Raw genomic sequence first — 16,721 nt, 5'->3', positions numbered from 1 at the left:
GCCCGCCCGGGGGGGCGGTGTCCCTCGGGCGAAAGGTCCACCGGACCTTTCGCGGGATCCTCGGAACCCCTGCCCGGCGGGCCTGACGGCCCTCGATTCCGGGCAAGACCGGCTCAAACCAGACGCCAGCAGCCCATTCCAAATCCGGAACGGCCGCTACCATCCGGGAAAAGGCTTTACCTACCTATCTATAGGCAGACGACTATTCCTTCCCCGTAAACCCCTCGATCAGCCCCATGATCCGATCCAGCGTCCCGCCTTCTTCGGTGGTCTGCATCGCCGTCTCGGTCTCGGCGGGCTTCATCAGCTCAAGGCCCACGCCCATGCCCACAACGGCCAGAAGGCCGAAGACAAGCGCCGCGCCCACGAGGCCCGAGCGCGGTGCGCCGCGCACCTTGCCGCCGGCCGCACCGGCCTCGGGTGTCGGAAGGCCCACGTTCGGGTCAAGCGTCTCCGCCCCGGGCGCGGCCATGCCGGGCATCGCCATGTCGGGGGCCATCCCGGGGGCCATCGCCGCGCGATCCGCCGCTGCGGCGGCATGTTTCTGCTGGATCCGCTCCAGCGGCGATCCCGCCTGGGCATTGCTCTTCGGGCTGTCGGCAACGGGCTGAGGCGCCGCCACAGGGGCCGCCGCCTTCAACGGCTTCATCTCCGCCAGGTGAACGCAAAACGCCCCCATGTCGAAGCCATTGAAATTCTTCCCCTTAAGGTCGAATTTCTTGATGTTCTCCGCCAGCCGCGACGCCACATCGTTCACCGCGGGCTCATCCTCGGCCGGGAACCGCCCGGGCCCCGCGCCGCTGTCATAGACGTTCAAGCCAAAGCCCGAGGCCTCGAAATAGGCCCGCACCTCGTCATCCGCGCCTCTCAGCGCCTCGACCGTCGCCATATCCCGAAACAGCGCCCGGTAGTTCCCGCGCGCATTCGCATCGATCCCCGCAGCGGCCATGAGGCCCGCAAACTGCGGGTCCGCCGCGATCTCCTTCGGCATGATATAATGAATGTCAAAATCGTAAGTCAGGGCCATCTGGCACCCCCGTCGTCGCTCATTGTTCCCCAATCGCAAACAATCTCGACGCCAAAATGTCGCCATCGTGGCGCTTTCGGGGCAAGGGGCGGGGGCTATACAGGGGCCGCGCGACCTGTTGTAAAAGGGGGCCGGTGAGGGGAGGAAACCCATGGTCGACATCGCCACGCGCGTCTGGAACCACAAGTGGAAGATCGATCCGATCGTCCGCTCGCTCATCGATACCGATTTCTACAAGCTCCTGATGTGCCAGTCGATCTTCCGCAACCACCCGGAGACGACCGTCACCTTCTCGCTCATCAACCGCACCAAATCCGTGCCGCTCGCGAAGCTGATCGACGAGGGCGAGTTGCGCGAACAGCTCGATCACATCCGTTCGCTTTCGCTGCGCCGGGGCGAAAGCACCTGGATGCGCGGCAACACCTTCTACGGCAAGCGCCAGATGTTCACGCCGGAATTCATGGACTGGTTCGAAAACCTCCGCCTGCCGGCTTACGAGCTTGAACGCCGGGGCGACCAGTACGAACTCACCTTCGAAGGCCCCTGGCCCGAGGTCATGCTCTGGGAAATTCCCGCCCTCGCGGTGCTGATGGAACTGCGCGGCCGCGCGGTGTTGCGCGAGATGCGGCGGTTCGAGCTTCAGGTGCTCTACGCCCGCGCCATGACGAAGCTCTGGGAAAAGATCGAACGCCTCCGCGTGCTCGAAGGCCTCAGGATCGCCGATTTCGGCACCCGCCGCCGCCATTCCTTCCTCTGGCAGGACTGGGCGGTGCAGGCGATGACGGAAGGGCTGGGAGAGGCCTTCATCGGCACCTCGAACTGCCTGATCGCCAAGAACCGCGATCTCGAAGCCATCGGCACCAACGCCCACGAACTTCCCATGGTCTACGCCGCCCTTGCCGAAACCGACGCGGCACTGGCCCGCGCGCCCTATGATGTGCTGGCCGACTGGCACGAGGAACACGAAGGCAACCTGCGCATCATCCTGCCCGACACCTACGGCACCGACGGCTTCCTCGAAAACGCCCCCGACTGGCTCGCGGGGTGGACGGGCATCCGCATCGATTCAGGCGATCCCTACGACGGCGCCGAAACCGCCATCCGCTGGTGGGAGGATCGCGGCGAGGATCCGCGCCAGAAACTCGTGATCTTCTCCGACGGGCTCGACGCCGAAAAGATCATCGATCTTCACACCCGCTTCTCGGGGCGCACCCGCGTCTCCTTCGGCTGGGGCACGCTCCTGACGAACGATTTCCGCGGCCTCGCCCCCGACGACGCGCTGGCGCCCTTCTCACTGGTCTGCAAGGCGGTGGCCGCCAACGGCCGCCCCACGGTCAAACTGTCCGACAACCCGAGAAAGGCCATGGGCCCGAAAGATGAAATCGCCCGCTACAAGCGGGTGTTCGACGTGGGCGCGCAGGAGGCGGTGGAGGTGGTGGTTTAGGGGCCCGCCGGGCGGACGAAGGTGCCATTCTGCCAGGTTCGCAATTCGACCGCGTCCAAACACTCGATCCTTGCTCCATCGTTCAGTCCGATCGCACTTCACTCTCTTGCGCTCTTCCTGCATCGCTCGTTTCGGAATTGAAGGTAGGCGAAAAGCCGGGCGGGGCCCGACCGCGGGTGGGCGCGCCAACGCCCGGGCCGGGGCGCTTTATCTCGCAAACCCGAATGACATCGCGCTGGATTGCGGCGTTGTAGAAGGGCCCGCCCGGGGGGCGGTCGGGCCCTGCCCGGCGGGGCTAAAGCCCCTCGATCCCGGGCAAAAAGTGCTCGTGCTCCATTCTGCCGCTAACCGGCGCCGCTTCGTTTCCAGACCACGATACATTACGTGCGATTTGGTATTTCAGGCGAATGCTGTCTTGGACGATCAGGTCTTGTTATCAAGAGAGCAAGCGCAAGAGGATCTTCAACGCACGGCCAGGCATCTGGCGGCGCATCATACCCTGCAATCAAATCCATTGGGGTGCTAACCTTTCCGGGCCAAGGTGAAGTCCGCGATCGCAGATTGAAATCAAGCGCCATCAGCAAAAGCAGCATTGGCGCTCACCCCACCTCCTCCCCATCCCCCCGCACCACCTGCCGCCCCTCCGGCCCGTGCCGCACCGCCAGGTCGTCGCCGGGATAATGCACCACCCCCGCGGCCGACCGCGTGCCGACGACCAGCATCACCGCATCCGCGCCCGACCGGTTTTCCAGGCAGTGCCCCAGGGCCACCCCCGCCGGCCACCCCGCCGCCTCGCCCGCGCGCAGCACGGTTTCAACGTCCTCCACCAGCACCAGTTCGCCTTCCAGCACGTAGACGAACTCGTCTTCCGTCTCGTGCCAGTGCCGCTCTGACGACCGCGACCCGGGCGGCAGCCGCTCAAGCCGCACACCGAACTGCGTCAGCCCCGCCGCCTCGCCCAGCACGATCTCGGCATAGGGCCCCGCGTCACGGCCAAAAAGCGGGTTCACCCCGCCCGCATGCGCCGCCCAGTCCTGAATGGTAATCTTCGGCATCCGCACCCCCGCTCTCTCCGCCCGGCCCCCAGCCTAGCGGCACCGGCGCCGCGCGTCAGCCGCTCTCGCCGGTCACCGTCAGCCCCAGCACCCGCCAGGATTGCATCCCGCCCCGGTAATAGAAGATCCGTTCCGGCGGGTAACCCGCGCCGATCATGTTGCGGATCGCCGTGGGCGATTGCCCGCACCAGAGCCCGTTGCAGAACAGCGCCACGGGCTCAGCCTCCGCGCAGTCCCAGCCCTCGAAATCGGGCTCGCAGCCCAGGTCGCCCAGCCGGTCCAGAATCTCGGTGTAGGGAATGTTCACCGCCCCCGGGATCGTGCCACCCTCGAACCAGTCGCGGGTCCGGCTGTCGATCACCGTCATCTCCGGATCCGCCAGCATGTCGAGAAGCTCAAGCTCGCCGATCGTCGTCACCCCGTCCGCCGGGCGCATCGGCTGGATGCAGAAGGGCGGGCAGGCGCGCGACGTGCGGGCCCATTCCCCGCTCACCTCGTGGTCGTTGTCCTGGATGCGCGCGATCGCCACCGGCCCGGCCTCCGTCTCGACCGTGACCTCTGCGATGCCGGGGCGGATGTTTACCGGCTCCGCAGCCGCCGGAAGCGCCAGCAGCGCCGCCAGAAACCCGAGAATCAGCCGCATCGGCGCGCCCTCCCTGTGATCGTACAGGCCAAGGCTAGATCGCGCGCGGGGGTCCGCGTCAAGCGGTAGGCTCTCAGCCGAAATCGATCTCGCGGTACTGCTTGTCCTCGCCCTCGCCCTTATCGGAGAACCGGGCCTTCGCCCGCGGGCGCCCGGCGCCCAGAAATCCGATACCGCGGCCCTGCGAGGCGGCGCGCACCATCAGGTCGCAAAGAACGACGGCAATCGCGGCTCCTGACAGCATCTTCATGGCGTGGCTTCCTCGGTCGCGGCAAGGGGTTGCGGGGGTGGTGCGGTGGCCCGCACGGCGTAGGGGAAATCTGGGGTGTGAAGGCTGTAACTACAACGCACTTCGTTGTGAGGCCAGCGCGAGAAAGGTGCAGAAATGCACAGATATCGTCGGAATCCGCACACGAACCCCGCGTGCCCGAGCGAACCGCACACCCCCGTGATTTTCCGTAACGCGCCCGCGAGCGGGACCGGAACGAAAAACGGCCCGCCGAACCCGGCGGGCCGCCCGTATCCCCGACGCCCGAAGAGGTCAGGAACTGATGTCGTAGGCGCGCTCCCCATGCACCTCGAGGTCAAGCCCGTTGGTCTCGGTTTCCGCGTCCACCCGAAGGGGCGTAACGGCCCGCACCACCAGAACCAGCACCGCCGTCGCCACCACCGTGAACACACCCACGATCGCAAGCGATCCAAGCTGCGCGGCCCAGGTGCCCTGCCCGAAGACGGCGATCATCGTCGTGCCGAAGATCCCGCCCACGCCATGCACCGCGAACACGTCCAGCGTGTCGTCGATCTTCAGGACGTTGCGGATCAGGTTCACGGCCTCCTGGCACAGGATGCCCGCCACCGCGCCGATGATCAGCGCCTCGACGGGGCCGACGAAGCCGCTTGCGGGCGTGATCGAGGCGAGGCCGGCAATCGTCCCCGTGACAAGGCCGACGAGAGAGGCGCGGCCGAACTTGATCCGCTCCCACAGGGCCCAGGTCAGCGAGGCCGCGGCGGCCGAAATATGCGTCACCGTCAGCGCCATCGCCGCGCCACCGTCGGCGGCCAGCTGCGATCCGCCGTTGAACCCGAACCACCCGACCCACAGCATCGCGGCCCCGATCATCACTAGGCCCGGGTTATGCGGCGGCGTCGTCTGGTTCTTCCGGGGGCCCAGGAACACCGCGATCACCAGCGCCGCGATCCCGGCGGTTTCGTGCACCACGATCCCGCCCGCGAAATCGCGCACGCCGGTCTCCCCGAAGATCCCGCCATCGGCCAGCATCCCGCCGCCCCAGACCCAGTGCACCACCGGCGCATAGACAAGAAGCATCCAGAGCGCCGAAAAGGTCAGCACGAAGCCGAAGCCCACCCGTTCCACATAGGCGCCCACGATCAGCGCGGGCGTGATGATCGCGAATGTCATCTGGAACGCGAAGAACAGGATCTCGGGCAGGGTGCCCGACAGGCTTTCGGTATCGACACCCGACAGGAACATCTTGTCTAGCCCGCCCCAGATCCCCGACCCGCCCGATCCGAAGGCGATGGAATAGCCGAGGATAAGCCACAGGATGCTCATCAGGCAGGCGATCGCATAGCAGTGCATGAAGACGCTCAGCACGTTCCGCGCCCTGACGAGCCCGCCGTAAAACAGCGCCAGCCCCGGCAGCGTCATGAACAGCACCAGCGCCGTCGCCACGATGATCCAGGCGGTATCCGCTCCGTTCATTGGATTTCCCCTCTTCCCGTTTGCGGGGGGTTGGAGCGCAAACGGCGCGCGAGGAAAACGACGAAATCTCGTGCGCTCCGCCTTAAACTTGTGCAAACGGGTAATGATGAAAAATAAGGCACAATTATCGCATCCGCGCTGAATTTCTAATCGCTTTCTGAAGCGCTCCGCAGGCCGCCACTCCCCCCGGTCCGGCGCCCCGAACAGGGGCCAACGGGATAGTGTCGACTCGACACTATCTCGGCCCAAGGCCCGAACTTAGTGTCGAGTCGCTACTACTTTTTCCGGCCCCCGGCCGGATGGTGTCGACTCGCTACTATCCAGAAACCGCCAGTCCGGCGCGATGCGCTCTCGTCCCGGAAATTTCTTCGCCTGCCCGCGCGGCTCCGCCCCTCCGAAGGCCCCGTGCCCACGAACACCCAAGGCATGACCGGCGGCAAAGCCGCCACGCCAACCGCCGGGGCGTCCAGGCGGTCAGACGAAATCTCACCGCCGGGCGCGCCGCGTCATCGGCTTGCGGGACGCACGGCGTAATCAAGGCCGCGCACCCCTTGGCGCGCCCTCCCACGGTCCGGCGATGGCGTCGCGCGGCACCGGGACGCCACCGGCAGAGAGGCTTCGAGGCGGAAACCGAACGGCCTGCCCGCCGGTCCGCCGCCAAAAGGGCGGGGCCGGCCCGCGACGGACAGCCAGAACCGCGCCGAACCCCTTGCAACTCTACTCCCCGCGCGGCTCTCCCCGCAGCGCCTTCACCTCGCCGCGCCGCCGCTTTTCCTCCAGCCGCTTGCGCTTCTGGCCCAGCGGCACCCGGGTCTTCACCCGCCGTTTCGGTTTCTCCGCCGCCGCCGCGATCAGGGCGCGAAGGCGCTCGCGCGCGATCTCGCGGTTGCGCGCCTGGCTCCGCTCCTCCGACACCTGCAACACCACCGCGCCGTCCTTCGTCCAGCGCCGCCCGGCCAGCCGTTTCAGCCGCCGTTTCACCGGATCGGGCAGGTTCGGCGAACGCTCCGCCTCGAACCTCAGTTCCACCGCCGAGGCCACCTTGTTCACGTTCTGGCCGCCGGGGCCCGAGGCGCGAACGAACTGTTCCGTCACCTCCCAGTCGGCGATTTCGATGGAATCGTTAATTTTCATACCCGACATGGGAGTGTTCCGGATGTGTACGGGGTGTGTACGCGCTGTGTACGCCGGGTGTACGCCGAAATCCAAGCGCCGCGGCCGGTTAACCGGCCGTACGATGCAGAAAGGGCGACCGGGTTTCCGGTCGCCCTCCGAGTATCTCAGAGATGGGCCAGTTAGGGATCGGCGCTAGGCCGACGGCCCAATCGAAAGCGTTCTCCCACGCGGGGTTGCCCGCGTCAGACGGTCCCTCCGACTGTTCCGACACCTCTCTCCAATATCACTCTCGACACTGGACCACCTCCTTTCTCTGATTGACCGATACGGGAAGGTTGGCACAGATCTAGCGTCTGTCAAATAAAATCACGCTACCTGTGGCGTAAGCCGCCTCACAATCATGCGAAACGGCACCAATGCGATCATCGCAAGCGCCAGTTTCACGCCCCAATCCGCCACCGCCAGCGACATCCAGAGCGGCGCAACCGGGCCGATGCCCAGCATCGGCAGCGCCTCGTTGGCCCAGGACACATCGTTCCCCGGCTCCAGCCCGCTCAGCCCGGCGGAAAAGGCGATCGTGAAGAACAGCGCCGTATCGACGGAGGATCCCACCAGCGAAGACACCAGAGGCGCCCGCCACCAGGACCCGTCCCGCAGCGAATTAAAGACAGATATATCAAGGAGTTGCGCGACCAGAAACGCGATGCCGGATCCCAGCGCGATCCGCAGTGTGACGAGCGGGCCGAACTCGCCGTGGATCTGCGTGCCGATCAGCGAACAGATCACGCCGGTCAGGAATCCGGCAAAAACGACCTTCCGCGCCAGCGCCGGGCCATAGACGCGGTTCATCACATCGGTGACGAGAAACGCGATCGGATAGGTAAACGCCCCCCAGGTCAGCCACTGGCCGAAGAGGAACTGGACGAGGATGTTCGAGGTCACCACCACCGCCGCCATGGCGGCGATGCCGGGCAAAAGCCGTGTCATATCAGTGTGTTCCGTTTTTCCAAGGTGTTCGGAGACTTGGCCCCGCATGGGCGGGACGGCGCTCTCTACCCGAGCAGCCCGGCGCGATCAAGCTATTCGCTCAGCCGGTATTCCACGAATTCGGTGCGTTGAAAGCCTCTGTAATTATCGTCCGACACCATCGTCAGCCGCAGGCCGGTTTCATCCGCCCACACCGCCAGCCCTTCAAGATTGTCATGCGCCCCAAGCTCCGTCTGCAGCACCCGCTCGCCCCCCGTCAGCCCATCCTCCCCCACTTCATGGCGCGTCACCCGGCTGGCAAAACGAAAGGGCAGGGCAAGCCGCCGCCACAACACGTAAAGCCTGCCATCCGGGCCGAAATCCGCACCAACTGGGCGATAGGCGCCGTCTTCGGGCAGCGTGGCGAACAGGGCCCATACCCCGTCCGCGAACCTGAAAACAGGGAACCCCGGTGTCCGCGGAAGCCGGCCTTCGGACAGGACAAAGATGGCCCCGTCCCGATCGACCGCGATACCCTCGAGCGACCGGTTTTCCGCCAGATCGCGCATCATCCGGAACACCGGATAAGGCCGGCCGCGCGCTTCGCGATCCGCGTATTCCACCACGCGGTGCGCGTCTTCGAACGAGACCAGCCAGTGCCCGTCAGGTGTCAGGGCCAGGCCCTCGGCATCGGTCATGTTGCCCTGCACCCTGTTTCCCATCACGTCCCGAAGCCCGCCGATCCAGGGAGAGGTCACTGCGGTTATCCTGCCATCCGTTCGCTCGAACGTTCCGATCAACGTGATGGCGTTGTCCCCCACGGCGGCGAAATGGCTGCCGTCGTCGAAGAAATCGAAGCCCGACACTCCGCCGAAGTACTCTTCCTCCCGCTCCCAGGTGAAGGCCCCCAGAAACTCCGCCTGGGCCAGGCCAACGCCATGAAAGAAGAGAAGAAATATCGCCGCGATCAGCGCGCGGTAAGAACTTGAGCGCATGCCTGGGGCAGATCCGCCATCACGTATTCGCGCCGGGGTTTCGGCGGCGGCGCATTCGGGTCGGGCGGCGGCGGGTTCAGGATGTTGCGCACCCAGTCCTCGGCATCCCTGCACCCGTCGCCCGCCGGCGGCGGCACCTGCTCCTGGCACCCGCGCCCGCCACTCGGGCAATTCAGGCGCACGTGGAAGTGATAGTGGTGCCCCCACCACGGCCGGATCTTGCGAAGCCAGGCGCGGTCGCCCTTTTCGTCCTTGCACATCTGCACCTTGGCGCCCGGGAAGACGAAGATCCGCGCCACCGCCGGGTCTTTCGCCGCGGCCTTCAGAATCTCGTGATGTGCCCGCGTCCAGTTGCCGTTCACATAGGCGCCCTCGGCCCGGCGCATCGAGATCGACGAGATTTCTTCCCGCGTCTTCGCGCTCAGCTGGAGATTGTCCGCCGGCCGCATCCAGATATCGATATCGAGCCCGATCTGGTGCGACCGGTGGCCGGTCAGCATCGGGCCGCCTCGCGGCTGGGAGATATCGCCGATGTAAAGCCCGTTCCAGCCCGGCTGCCGCGCGGCTTTCCGCGACAGGCGTTCAATGAATTCAATCGCGTCGGGGTGCCCCCAGTTCCGGTTCCGCGACAGGCGCATCGCCTGCCACGTTGGCCCGGTTTCGGGCAGTTGCACAGCGCCGGCGACGCATCCCTTGGCATAGCTGCCGTGGGGCGCGGGCTTGTGCGGGCTTGCGGCGCGTTTCGCGCCGAAAAGCTCTTTCGCCAGGGGGTCGGCCCCCGCCGGTGCAGCAAGAAGGGCAAGGCATATCGCAAGCGTGCGGATGATCATGGGACTGCTCGATCTCCGTCTGGTTTGACCCACCATAACAGGAAAAGCCCGATCAGGAAGAGTACGATCAAAGGCACGATCCCGGCCTGCTGGCTTCCGGTCGCCGAGGTGACGATGCCGATCGACAGCGGCGCGATGAACGATGTCGCCTTGCCCGCCAGGGCGTAAAGCCCGAATGCCTCGGTCATCCGATCGGGATCGGCCTGGCGCACCATCATCGACCGGCTGGCCGCCTGAAGCGAGCCGCCCGCCGCGCCGATCAGCGCGCCGAGGATGTAGAAGGCGATATCGGGGGCGCGCGACGCCTCCGCCACCCTGATGCCGAACAGGTTGTCGCGCGAGATGAAGACGACGAGAACCGCCACGGCCGTGAGAATGAGGATGCAGACGCGGATCACGGGCTTCGGCCCCAGCGCACTGTCGGCGCGGCCCCCGAGCCAGGCGAAAAGGGCGCCGGTGATGATCGCGAGGATGCCGAAGATCCCGGTATCCACGACGCTCCACCCCAGAACCCCCGCGGCATAGATGCCGCCGAAGGTGTACATGCCGTTGAGCGCATCGCGGTAGAACATCGACGAGGCGAGGTAGGCCGTCAGGCTGGTGCGGCCGGGAAGCGAGCGCAGCGTCGCCAGAAGATCGCGCATCGCGCGGCCCACCGCCCCGGGCGGCACCGGGTTGCGGCGCGGATCGCGCACCCAGACGAAGAACGGCACCATGAAGACCGCGAACCAGATCGCCGTCAGCGGTCCGACGGCGCGGGTGCCCTCGCGCGCCGCCGCGTCGAGGCCGAGAAGCGGATCGAGCCCGATGAGGGTTTTCCCCGTCGCCGCGTTTTCGGCGAAGAAGAGAAGCATGATCACGAGGCTCAGAAGCCCGCCCAGGTAGCCGAAGGCCCAGCCGTTGCCCGAGATCCGCCCGATCTCCTCCCGGGGCCCCAGATCGGGCAGCATCGCGTTGGTGAAGATCGTGGCGAATTCCATCGCGACGAGGCCCACGCCGAACAGGAGGATCGTGCGGAAGAGATCGAAATCCCCCGGTTCCGCGAACCAGAGCCCTGCGCTTCCGATCACGTAAAGCACCGAGAACCCCGCGACCCAGCGCACCCGGTTGCCCCCGGTATCGGCCAGCGCGCCGAGGATCGGCGCGAGCACCGCGATCAGGATTCCCGCCGCCGCGACGCCGAAGCCCCAGGCGGCCTGCGCCCGGCTGCCATCGCCCAGAACCTCCGCCACGTAGGGCGCGAAGATGAAGGTGAGGATCAGCGTCGCGAAGGGCTGACTGGACCAGTCGAAGAAATACCAGCCCCAGATGCGTTTTCTGTCCATATGCCTGCCCGCGCCGTTCCCGGCGAACCCTGACAGCCGCGGGCACCGCCTTCAATGCCCCATATCGCGCGGGTTGCCCTGAGGGCCGGGCGCGCTTACCTATCCGCCAGCGAACACGACGAACGGAAGAAAGCCCATGAACCCGATCATCGAAATCCTGCGCCTGCTTCTGGACGTCGCCTTCTTAATCATGATCGTGCACATCATCTTCAGCTGGCTGATCAGCTTTCAGGTGCTGAACCTGCGCCAGCCGATCGTGGCCCAGATCTGGAGCGGGCTGAACGCGCTTCTCGAACCCGTTTATCGCCCGATCCGGCAGCGCCTGCCGCAGACCGGGGGCCTGGATTTCGCGCCGCTCGTGGCGTTCCTCGGGATCATCATCGCGCGCGACATCCTGCTGCCGTGGCTTGCACAGGCGATGATCTGATCTTCTGCGCTTGTTCAGCGAATCTTCATCTGCGATGGTCAAGGAAACGAGCAGTTTGACTAAAAATCGCAGGGATCATGCCGGAGCCGTCTGAGCTTCTTTCAACCGTATTCGGATTTTCAGAGTTTCGCCCGGGGCAGGAGGAGATCGTGCGTGCGGTGGCCGAAGGCCGCGACACGCTGGCGATCATGCCGACAGGCGGCGGGAAATCGCTGTGCTTCCAGTTGCCCGCGCTGATGCGGGACGGGGTGACGGTGGTGATCTCTCCCCTGATCGCGCTGATGCGGGATCAGGTGCGGGGGTTGCAGGCGGCGGGTGTCGCCGCGGGCGCCCTGACCTCGGGCAATACGGAGGCCGAGACCGAGGCGGTGCATGCGGCCCTGCGCGACGGGCGGCTCAAGATCCTTTACATGGCGCCGGAACGCCTGGCCTCGGGCGGGACGGCGGCCTTTCTGAAGCGGATCGGGACGAACCTGATTGCGGTGGACGAGGCCCATTGCGTCAGCCAGTGGGGCCATGATTTCCGGCCCGATTACCTTCGGATCGGGGATCTGAGGGCGGCGCTGGGCGTGCCCGTCGCGGCCTTCACCGCCACGGCGGACGCCGAAACCCGGGCCGAAATCGTGACCCGGCTGTTCGCGGGGCGCGCGCCCGAGACGTTTCTTCGGGGCTTCGACCGGCCCAACATCCACCTTGCCTTCGCCACGAAGAACGGGCCGCGCCAGCAGATCCTGAATTTCGCGGCGGCGCGGAAGGGGCAATCGGGGATCGTCTATTGCGCGACCCGCGCGAAGACGGAGACCCTGGCCGCCGCGCTGGCCAGGGAAGGCCACAGCGCCTGCGCCTATCACGGCGGGATGGATCCCGAGAGCCGGCGTGCCGTCGAGGCCCGGTTTCAGACCGAGGACGGGCTGATCGTCACCGCGACGATCGCCTTCGGCATGGGTGTCGACAAGCCCGATATCCGATGGGTCGCCCATGCCGACCTGCCGAAATCGATCGAGGCCTATTACCAGGAAATCGGGCGCGCGGGCCGTGACGGCACCCGGGCCGAGACGCTGACGCTGTTTGGCGCGGACGACATTCGCCTGAGGCGCGCGCAGATCGACGAGGGCCTGGCCCCGCACGAACGGAAGGCGGTGGATCACGGGCGGCTGAATGCGCTTCTGGGTCTGGCGGAGGCGCTGAGTTGCCGGCGCCAGACGCTTCTGGGCTATTTCGGCGAGGCGGCGGGCCCTTGCGGCCACTGCGATCTGTGCGACAGCCCGCCCGAGACGTGGGACGGATCCGTCGAGGTGCAGAAGGCGCTGTCGGCGATCCTCAGAACCGGCGAAAGCTTTGGCGCGGGCCACCTGATCGACATCCTGACCGGCACGCTGACCGACAAGGTGCGCAACCGGGGGCATGACGCGCTGCCGACCTTCGGGGTAGGCCGGGATGTCGACCGCAAGACCTGGACGGCGATCTTCCGGCAGATGATGGGGCACGACCTGGTGCGCCCCGATCCCGAACGCCACGGGGCGCTTCGGATGACCGGGCGCGCGCGCCCGATTTTGCGGGGCGAGGCCGATATCACGCTTCGGAAGGATACGCTCAAGGCCGCGTCGCGCCCGGCGGCGAAGGCGCTTGTGGCCGAAGAGGACGCGCCGCTTCTGGCCGCGCTTAAGGCAAAGCGGCGGGCGCTGGCGGAGGCCGCGCGCGTGCCGGCCTATGTCGTCTTCCCCGACCGGACGCTGATCGAGATGGCCGAACGGCGGCCCGCGACGCTTGACGAGATGGCGCAGGTGAGCGGGGTGGGGGCGAAGAAGCTTGACCGTTACGGCGCGACGTTTCTGGAGGTGATCACGGGCCACGCGCCGGAGCCCGTGCATCCCGCACGCCAGAAGCTGTCGGGTCGGGCGGAGGGCGCGGTGTATGACCGGCTGCTCGAGGCGCAGGCCTCGCTTCTGCGGGGCGAGACGGGGACGGAAAAGCCGATGAGCTGTTCGGCGGCGCTGATCGCGCGGGTCGCGGCGCTGGGCCAGCCCGACGAGACGGCGCTTGAACGGATCCTGGGCGAGCGGCGGGCAGAACGGTTCGGGCCCGCCTTCCTTGATGTGCTTGCGGCCTCTTGAGGCCCGGGCGGCGCCACCTAGGTGATCCGGCAGACGAATGAGAGGGTGAGGCGATGCTGACAGTGATTTCCCCGGCGAAGCGGCTCGATTGGGAGGGGGCGCCGGCGGGCGGCACGGAGCCTGCGTTCCTGGCCGATGCGAACCGGCTGGCGGGCCATGCACGGCAGCTGTCGCTGGCGAACCTGAAGGGTCTCATGGGGCTGTCGGATGATCTGGCGCGGCTGAACCGCGACCGGTTTCGCGCCTTTTCCGATGCGCCGGGGGCGGGCGAAACGCGGCAGGCGGCCTTCGCGTTCGCAGGCGACACCTACCAGGGGCTTGAGGCGAAAACGCTCGATGCGGATGCGCTCCGCTGGGCGGACGGGCGGCTCTGGATCCTGTCGGGGCTTTACGGGCTTCTGCGCCCCGGCGACGCAATCCAGGCCTACCGGCTGGAGATGGGCAGCCGGCTGAAGACGCGGCGGGGGGCGTCGCTCTACGATTTCTGGGGCGACCGGATCGCGAAGGCGCTGAATGCCGCCGCCGAGGCGGCGGGGAGCGATGTGCTTCTGAACTGTGCGAGCCAGGAATATTTCGGGGCCGTGGATGCGGGCGTTCTAATGCCCCGGGTGATCACGCCGGTGTTCCTCGAGGAGCGCGGCGGCACGGCGAAGACGGTGAGCTTCTTTGCGAAACGCGCGAGGGGGGCCCTTGCGCGCTTCGTGGTGGAGAACCGGGTGAGCCGCGCGGCCGAACTCGCGGCGTTCGAGACCGGGGGGTACCGGCTTGACCCGGACCGGTCAGAGCCCGACCGGCCCGTCTTCATCCGCCCCTATCCCGAGGCTGGCGCGAAGGCCGCCTGAGCGGCGCGGCCCCGCGGTCACGCCGGTTCGGGTTCGGGCAGGGGCGCGCGGGCCCCGTCGGGGCAGGCCATCTGGATGTGTTCCACCAGCGCCGTTTTCTTCAGGGGCTTCGTCAGGCAGTGGTTGATCCCGGCCGCCGCGATATCACGCGCGGTTTCCTCGAGCGCGTGCGCCGTCATCGCCACGATCGGCGTGCGCGGCAGGCCCGCGGCCTCTTCCGCCGCGCGAATCCGGCGCGCCGCTTCCAAACCGTCCATCCGGGGCATGGAAATGTCGGTGAAGACGAGATCCGGGGGATCGGCGGTGAAGCGTTCGAGCGCGATCTGCCCGTCTTCGACGATTTCCAGATCGATATCGAGCGTCTTCAGAAGCTTTTCCAGAACGATGCGGTTGGTGCGGTTGTCTTCTGCCGCCAGAACGCGCATGGCGCGGCGCGGCGCCTCCGCCTCCACCACCGGTTCGGGCGGCGCGGGTGCGGCGGGTTCTGCGAGAAGCGTGCCCAGCGCCGCCACCAGATCGTCGCGCAGAACGGGTTTCTGAAGGTCGGCCGACGGCCCGTCCTCGCCGGGGCCGACGGACACGCGGATGCGCCCCGCCGGCCCGCTTTCCTCGGCCCGGACCAGAACGTCGCGGGGCCCGATCGCAGCGAGGCGTACCGGGTGGCCCGAAGGCAGGGTGTGCGGCGCACTGAAGCCGAGCGCCATGAGTTGTTTTGCCAGGATCGAGCGGCTGACCACGTCGGAATCCATCAAGAGCACCTGCCGCCCTTCTGTCGACAGATCTGCCGGGCTCGGGCTTTTCTGGTTGTCCACGGGAAGTTTCAACCAGATCCCGAAGACCGAGCCTTCGCCCGGTGTCGAATCAAGCCAGATCTCGCCCCCCATCAGCCGCACCAGGCGATGGGTGATCGACAGGCCGAGGCCGGTGCCGTCATAGCGCCGGGTGGAGGCGCCGTCGGCCTGGTTGAATTCGCCGAAGATAAGCTCCTTCTGCCCGGGCTCGATCCCGATGCCGGTGTCTTCGACCGTAAGATGCAGGCGCATCTGGCCGCCTTCCGCCTCCGGCAACCCGACGATGCGGACAAGGACGTGGCCCCTTTCGGTGAATTTCACCGCATTGCCCACGAGGTTCAGAAGCACCTGGCGCACCCGGCCCTTGTCGCCGATGAAGGAGGTTGGCAGGAACATGTCGTAATCGGCGACGAGCGACAGCCCTTTCTCGCGGGCCGCGGGCTGGAGCAGGGTGATCACCTCGGACACCGTACGTTCGAGATCGAAGGGCTCTTCGACCAGCGTGAGTTTCTTCGCCTCGATCTTGGAATAGTCGAGCACGTCGTTGATGATGACGAGCAGCGCCTCGCCCGAGCTTCGGATCGTGTCGAGGCAAAGCCGCTGATCCTCGTCCAGCGTGCCTTCCGCCATCAGATCGGCCATGGCGAGGACGCCGTTCATAGGCGTGCGGATTTCGTGGCTCATGTTCGCGAGGAAGGAGGATTTGGCGCGGTTCGCGGCCTCGGCGCTGTGGCGCGCGGCCTCGAGCGCCTTTTCGCGGCGCATCGTGCCGGTCATGTTGACCGCCAGCATGACGAGATCGCCGTCATCGGTGCGCCGTTCAGAAAGTTTCACGAAGCTGTCGTTGAAGAAGCGCAGGGTGACGGGCTCGATCACCCGGGCCTCCCACCGGGCCTTCATCCAGGCCGCCCAGTCGCGGCGGCTGTGGGGCGAGGGATCGATTAGCCCCTCTTCCGCAGCGATATCCACCAGTTCGCCATAGGTGGTGCCGAGGCCGATCCCTTCCATATCCGAAAACGGGCGGAAGAAGGCGTGGTTGGCGGCGATGATCGCGCCCGTCTGGTCGAAGACGGCGAACCCGTCTTCGATCGTCTCCAGCGCGGCCCAGAGCCGGCGTTCGGCCATCTGCACCTGGCTGGTCGCGCGCCTGAGATCCATCAGCGCTGTGCGGTTGCGGCCTTTCAGGGTTTCGGCCTCGCGCCGGGCGCGGGCGGCGGCGTCGCGATGGCCGATCACCTCGTCACTCAGCGCGCGGGCCTGTTCTGCGATGCGCGTGTTGGCGGCCAGAAGCTCCTTCTGGCGCTGGGTCAGAAGGCTTTCGGTGGCAAGGCGCGAGCGCAGCGTCTCGGTGATCCGGTCGGTTTCAAGCATGACAGCTCCGGGCAATCCCAGTCGCCGTCACATTGCGCCTGTTCCGTAAAGA

Annotated in this window: 15 protein-coding genes; 4 read left to right on the top strand and 11 right to left on the bottom strand. The window is 66.6% G+C overall.

Features of this window, described 5'->3' with window-relative positions:
• Nucleotides 1-202: 202 nt before the first annotated feature.
• A complete protein-coding gene (locus RXV90_RS03625; protein WP_316646934.1) occupies nucleotides 203-991 on the bottom strand; it encodes a hypothetical protein in 789 nt (262 codons plus the stop codon).
• A gap of 187 nt (nucleotides 992-1,178) precedes the next feature.
• On the opposite strand from RXV90_RS03625, the gene pncB reads away from it, so the two are divergent.
• Nucleotides 1,179-2,471: a nicotinate phosphoribosyltransferase gene (gene pncB / locus RXV90_RS03620; protein ID WP_316646933.1), complete on the top strand. Its 1,293-nt coding sequence runs from the start codon at nucleotides 1,179-1,181 to the stop codon at nucleotides 2,469-2,471.
• Nucleotides 2,472-3,070: 599 nt separating this feature from the next.
• On the opposite strand, the gene RXV90_RS03615 is transcribed toward pncB, so the two are convergent.
• From RXV90_RS03615 to RXV90_RS03575, 9 genes are all read right to left on the bottom strand, one after another.
• Entirely contained in the window at nucleotides 3,071-3,526 is a 456-nt protein-coding gene (locus tag RXV90_RS03615) for a cupin domain-containing protein (RefSeq protein WP_316646931.1), read from the bottom strand.
• 55 nt (nucleotides 3,527-3,581) lie between these two features.
• Nucleotides 3,582-4,169, bottom strand: a complete 588-nt coding sequence (locus tag RXV90_RS03610; RefSeq protein ID WP_316646930.1) for a rhodanese-like domain-containing protein — start codon at nucleotides 4,167-4,169, stop codon at nucleotides 3,582-3,584.
• 73 nt (nucleotides 4,170-4,242) lie between these two features.
• A complete protein-coding gene (locus RXV90_RS03605) occupies nucleotides 4,243-4,419 on the bottom strand; it encodes a hypothetical protein (RefSeq protein WP_316646929.1) in 177 nt (58 codons plus the stop codon).
• 291 nt (nucleotides 4,420-4,710) lie between these two features.
• Entirely contained in the window at nucleotides 4,711-5,892 is a 1,182-nt protein-coding gene (locus RXV90_RS03600; RefSeq protein WP_316646928.1) for an ammonium transporter, read from the bottom strand.
• A 717-nt stretch (nucleotides 5,893-6,609) separates the two neighbouring features.
• On the bottom strand, nucleotides 6,610-7,026 hold the full coding sequence (arfB, locus tag RXV90_RS03595; RefSeq protein ID WP_316647165.1) for an alternative ribosome rescue aminoacyl-tRNA hydrolase ArfB: 417 nt from the start codon (nucleotides 7,024-7,026) through the stop codon (nucleotides 6,610-6,612).
• Between the two features lie 348 nt (nucleotides 7,027-7,374).
• On the bottom strand, nucleotides 7,375-7,995 hold the full coding sequence (locus tag RXV90_RS03590) for a queuosine precursor transporter (RefSeq protein WP_316646927.1): 621 nt from the start codon (nucleotides 7,993-7,995) through the stop codon (nucleotides 7,375-7,377).
• A gap of 92 nt (nucleotides 7,996-8,087) precedes the next feature.
• Entirely contained in the window at nucleotides 8,088-8,969 is an 882-nt protein-coding gene (locus RXV90_RS03585; RefSeq protein ID WP_316646926.1) for an esterase-like activity of phytase family protein, read from the bottom strand.
• Complete coding sequence (gene mepA / locus RXV90_RS03580; RefSeq protein WP_316646925.1) at nucleotides 8,942-9,799, bottom strand: penicillin-insensitive murein endopeptidase; 858 nt, start codon at nucleotides 9,797-9,799, stop codon at nucleotides 8,942-8,944. Before mepA ends, RXV90_RS03585 begins: the two co-directional genes overlap by 28 nt.
• A complete protein-coding gene (locus tag RXV90_RS03575; protein WP_316646924.1) occupies nucleotides 9,796-11,124 on the bottom strand; it encodes an MFS transporter in 1,329 nt (442 codons plus the stop codon). The genes mepA and RXV90_RS03575 overlap by 4 nt, the downstream gene beginning before the upstream one ends.
• A gap of 136 nt (nucleotides 11,125-11,260) precedes the next feature.
• Between RXV90_RS03575 and RXV90_RS03570 the strand changes: the two genes are divergently transcribed.
• From RXV90_RS03570 to yaaA, 3 genes are all read left to right on the top strand, one after another.
• Nucleotides 11,261-11,551, top strand: a complete 291-nt coding sequence (locus tag RXV90_RS03570; protein ID WP_316646923.1) for a YggT family protein — start codon at nucleotides 11,261-11,263, stop codon at nucleotides 11,549-11,551.
• Between the two features lie 77 nt (nucleotides 11,552-11,628).
• The gene (gene recQ, locus RXV90_RS03565) at nucleotides 11,629-13,665 is read left to right on the top strand and encodes a DNA helicase RecQ (protein WP_316646922.1); all 2,037 of its coding nucleotides are present in this window, start codon (nucleotides 11,629-11,631) and stop codon (nucleotides 13,663-13,665) included.
• Between the two features lie 53 nt (nucleotides 13,666-13,718).
• Complete coding sequence (gene yaaA, locus RXV90_RS03560) at nucleotides 13,719-14,507, top strand: peroxide stress protein YaaA (protein WP_316646921.1); 789 nt, start codon at nucleotides 13,719-13,721, stop codon at nucleotides 14,505-14,507.
• A gap of 17 nt (nucleotides 14,508-14,524) precedes the next feature.
• On the opposite strand, the gene RXV90_RS03555 is transcribed toward yaaA, so the two are convergent.
• Nucleotides 14,525-16,669 carry an ATP-binding protein gene (locus RXV90_RS03555; RefSeq protein WP_316646920.1) on the bottom strand — a complete coding sequence of 715 codons (2,145 nt, stop codon included), beginning with the start codon at nucleotides 16,667-16,669 and terminating at the stop codon, nucleotides 14,525-14,527.
• Nucleotides 16,670-16,721: the final 52 nt, after the last annotated feature.

It is taken from the genome of Ovoidimarina sediminis (genome assembly GCF_032586175.1).
In the GTDB taxonomy this organism is placed as follows: Bacteria; Pseudomonadota; Alphaproteobacteria; order Rhodobacterales; family Rhodobacteraceae; genus Ovoidimarina; species Ovoidimarina sediminis.
Note: the sequence above shows the minus strand (reverse complement) of the source record. Positions and strands in the feature narration are given on the sequence as shown.

Excerpts from the sequence above, each read along its gene's own strand:
- RXV90_RS03570 (WP_316646923.1), top strand. The coding sequence starts at position 11,261 with ATGAACCCGATCATCGAAATCCTGCGCCTGCTTCTGGACGTCGCCTTC.
- RXV90_RS03615 (WP_316646931.1), bottom strand. The coding sequence starts at position 3,526 with ATGCCGAAGATTACCATTCAGGACTGGGCGGCGCATGCGGGCGGGGTG.
- recQ (WP_316646922.1), top strand. The coding sequence starts at position 11,629 with ATGCCGGAGCCGTCTGAGCTTCTTTCAACCGTATTCGGATTTTCAGAG.
- RXV90_RS03625 (WP_316646934.1), bottom strand. The coding sequence starts at position 991 with ATGCCGAAGGAGATCGCGGCGGACCCGCAGTTTGCGGGCCTCATGGCC.
- RXV90_RS03605 (WP_316646929.1), bottom strand. The coding sequence starts at position 4,419 with ATGAAGATGCTGTCAGGAGCCGCGATTGCCGTCGTTCTTTGCGACCTG.
- RXV90_RS03610 (WP_316646930.1), bottom strand. The coding sequence starts at position 4,169 with ATGCGGCTGATTCTCGGGTTTCTGGCGGCGCTGCTGGCGCTTCCGGCG.
- RXV90_RS03575 (WP_316646924.1), bottom strand. The coding sequence starts at position 11,124 with ATGGACAGAAAACGCATCTGGGGCTGGTATTTCTTCGACTGGTCCAGT.
- arfB (WP_316647165.1), bottom strand. The coding sequence starts at position 7,026 with ATGAAAATTAACGATTCCATCGAAATCGCCGACTGGGAGGTGACGGAA.
- yaaA (WP_316646921.1), top strand. The coding sequence starts at position 13,719 with ATGCTGACAGTGATTTCCCCGGCGAAGCGGCTCGATTGGGAGGGGGCG.
- mepA (WP_316646925.1), bottom strand. The coding sequence starts at position 9,799 with ATGATCATCCGCACGCTTGCGATATGCCTTGCCCTTCTTGCTGCACCG.
- RXV90_RS03555 (WP_316646920.1), bottom strand. The coding sequence starts at position 16,669 with ATGCTTGAAACCGACCGGATCACCGAGACGCTGCGCTCGCGCCTTGCC.
- RXV90_RS03590 (WP_316646927.1), bottom strand. The coding sequence starts at position 7,995 with ATGACACGGCTTTTGCCCGGCATCGCCGCCATGGCGGCGGTGGTGGTG.
- pncB (WP_316646933.1), top strand. The coding sequence starts at position 1,179 with ATGGTCGACATCGCCACGCGCGTCTGGAACCACAAGTGGAAGATCGAT.
- RXV90_RS03600 (WP_316646928.1), bottom strand. The coding sequence starts at position 5,892 with ATGAACGGAGCGGATACCGCCTGGATCATCGTGGCGACGGCGCTGGTG.
- RXV90_RS03585 (WP_316646926.1), bottom strand. The coding sequence starts at position 8,969 with ATGCGCTCAAGTTCTTACCGCGCGCTGATCGCGGCGATATTTCTTCTC.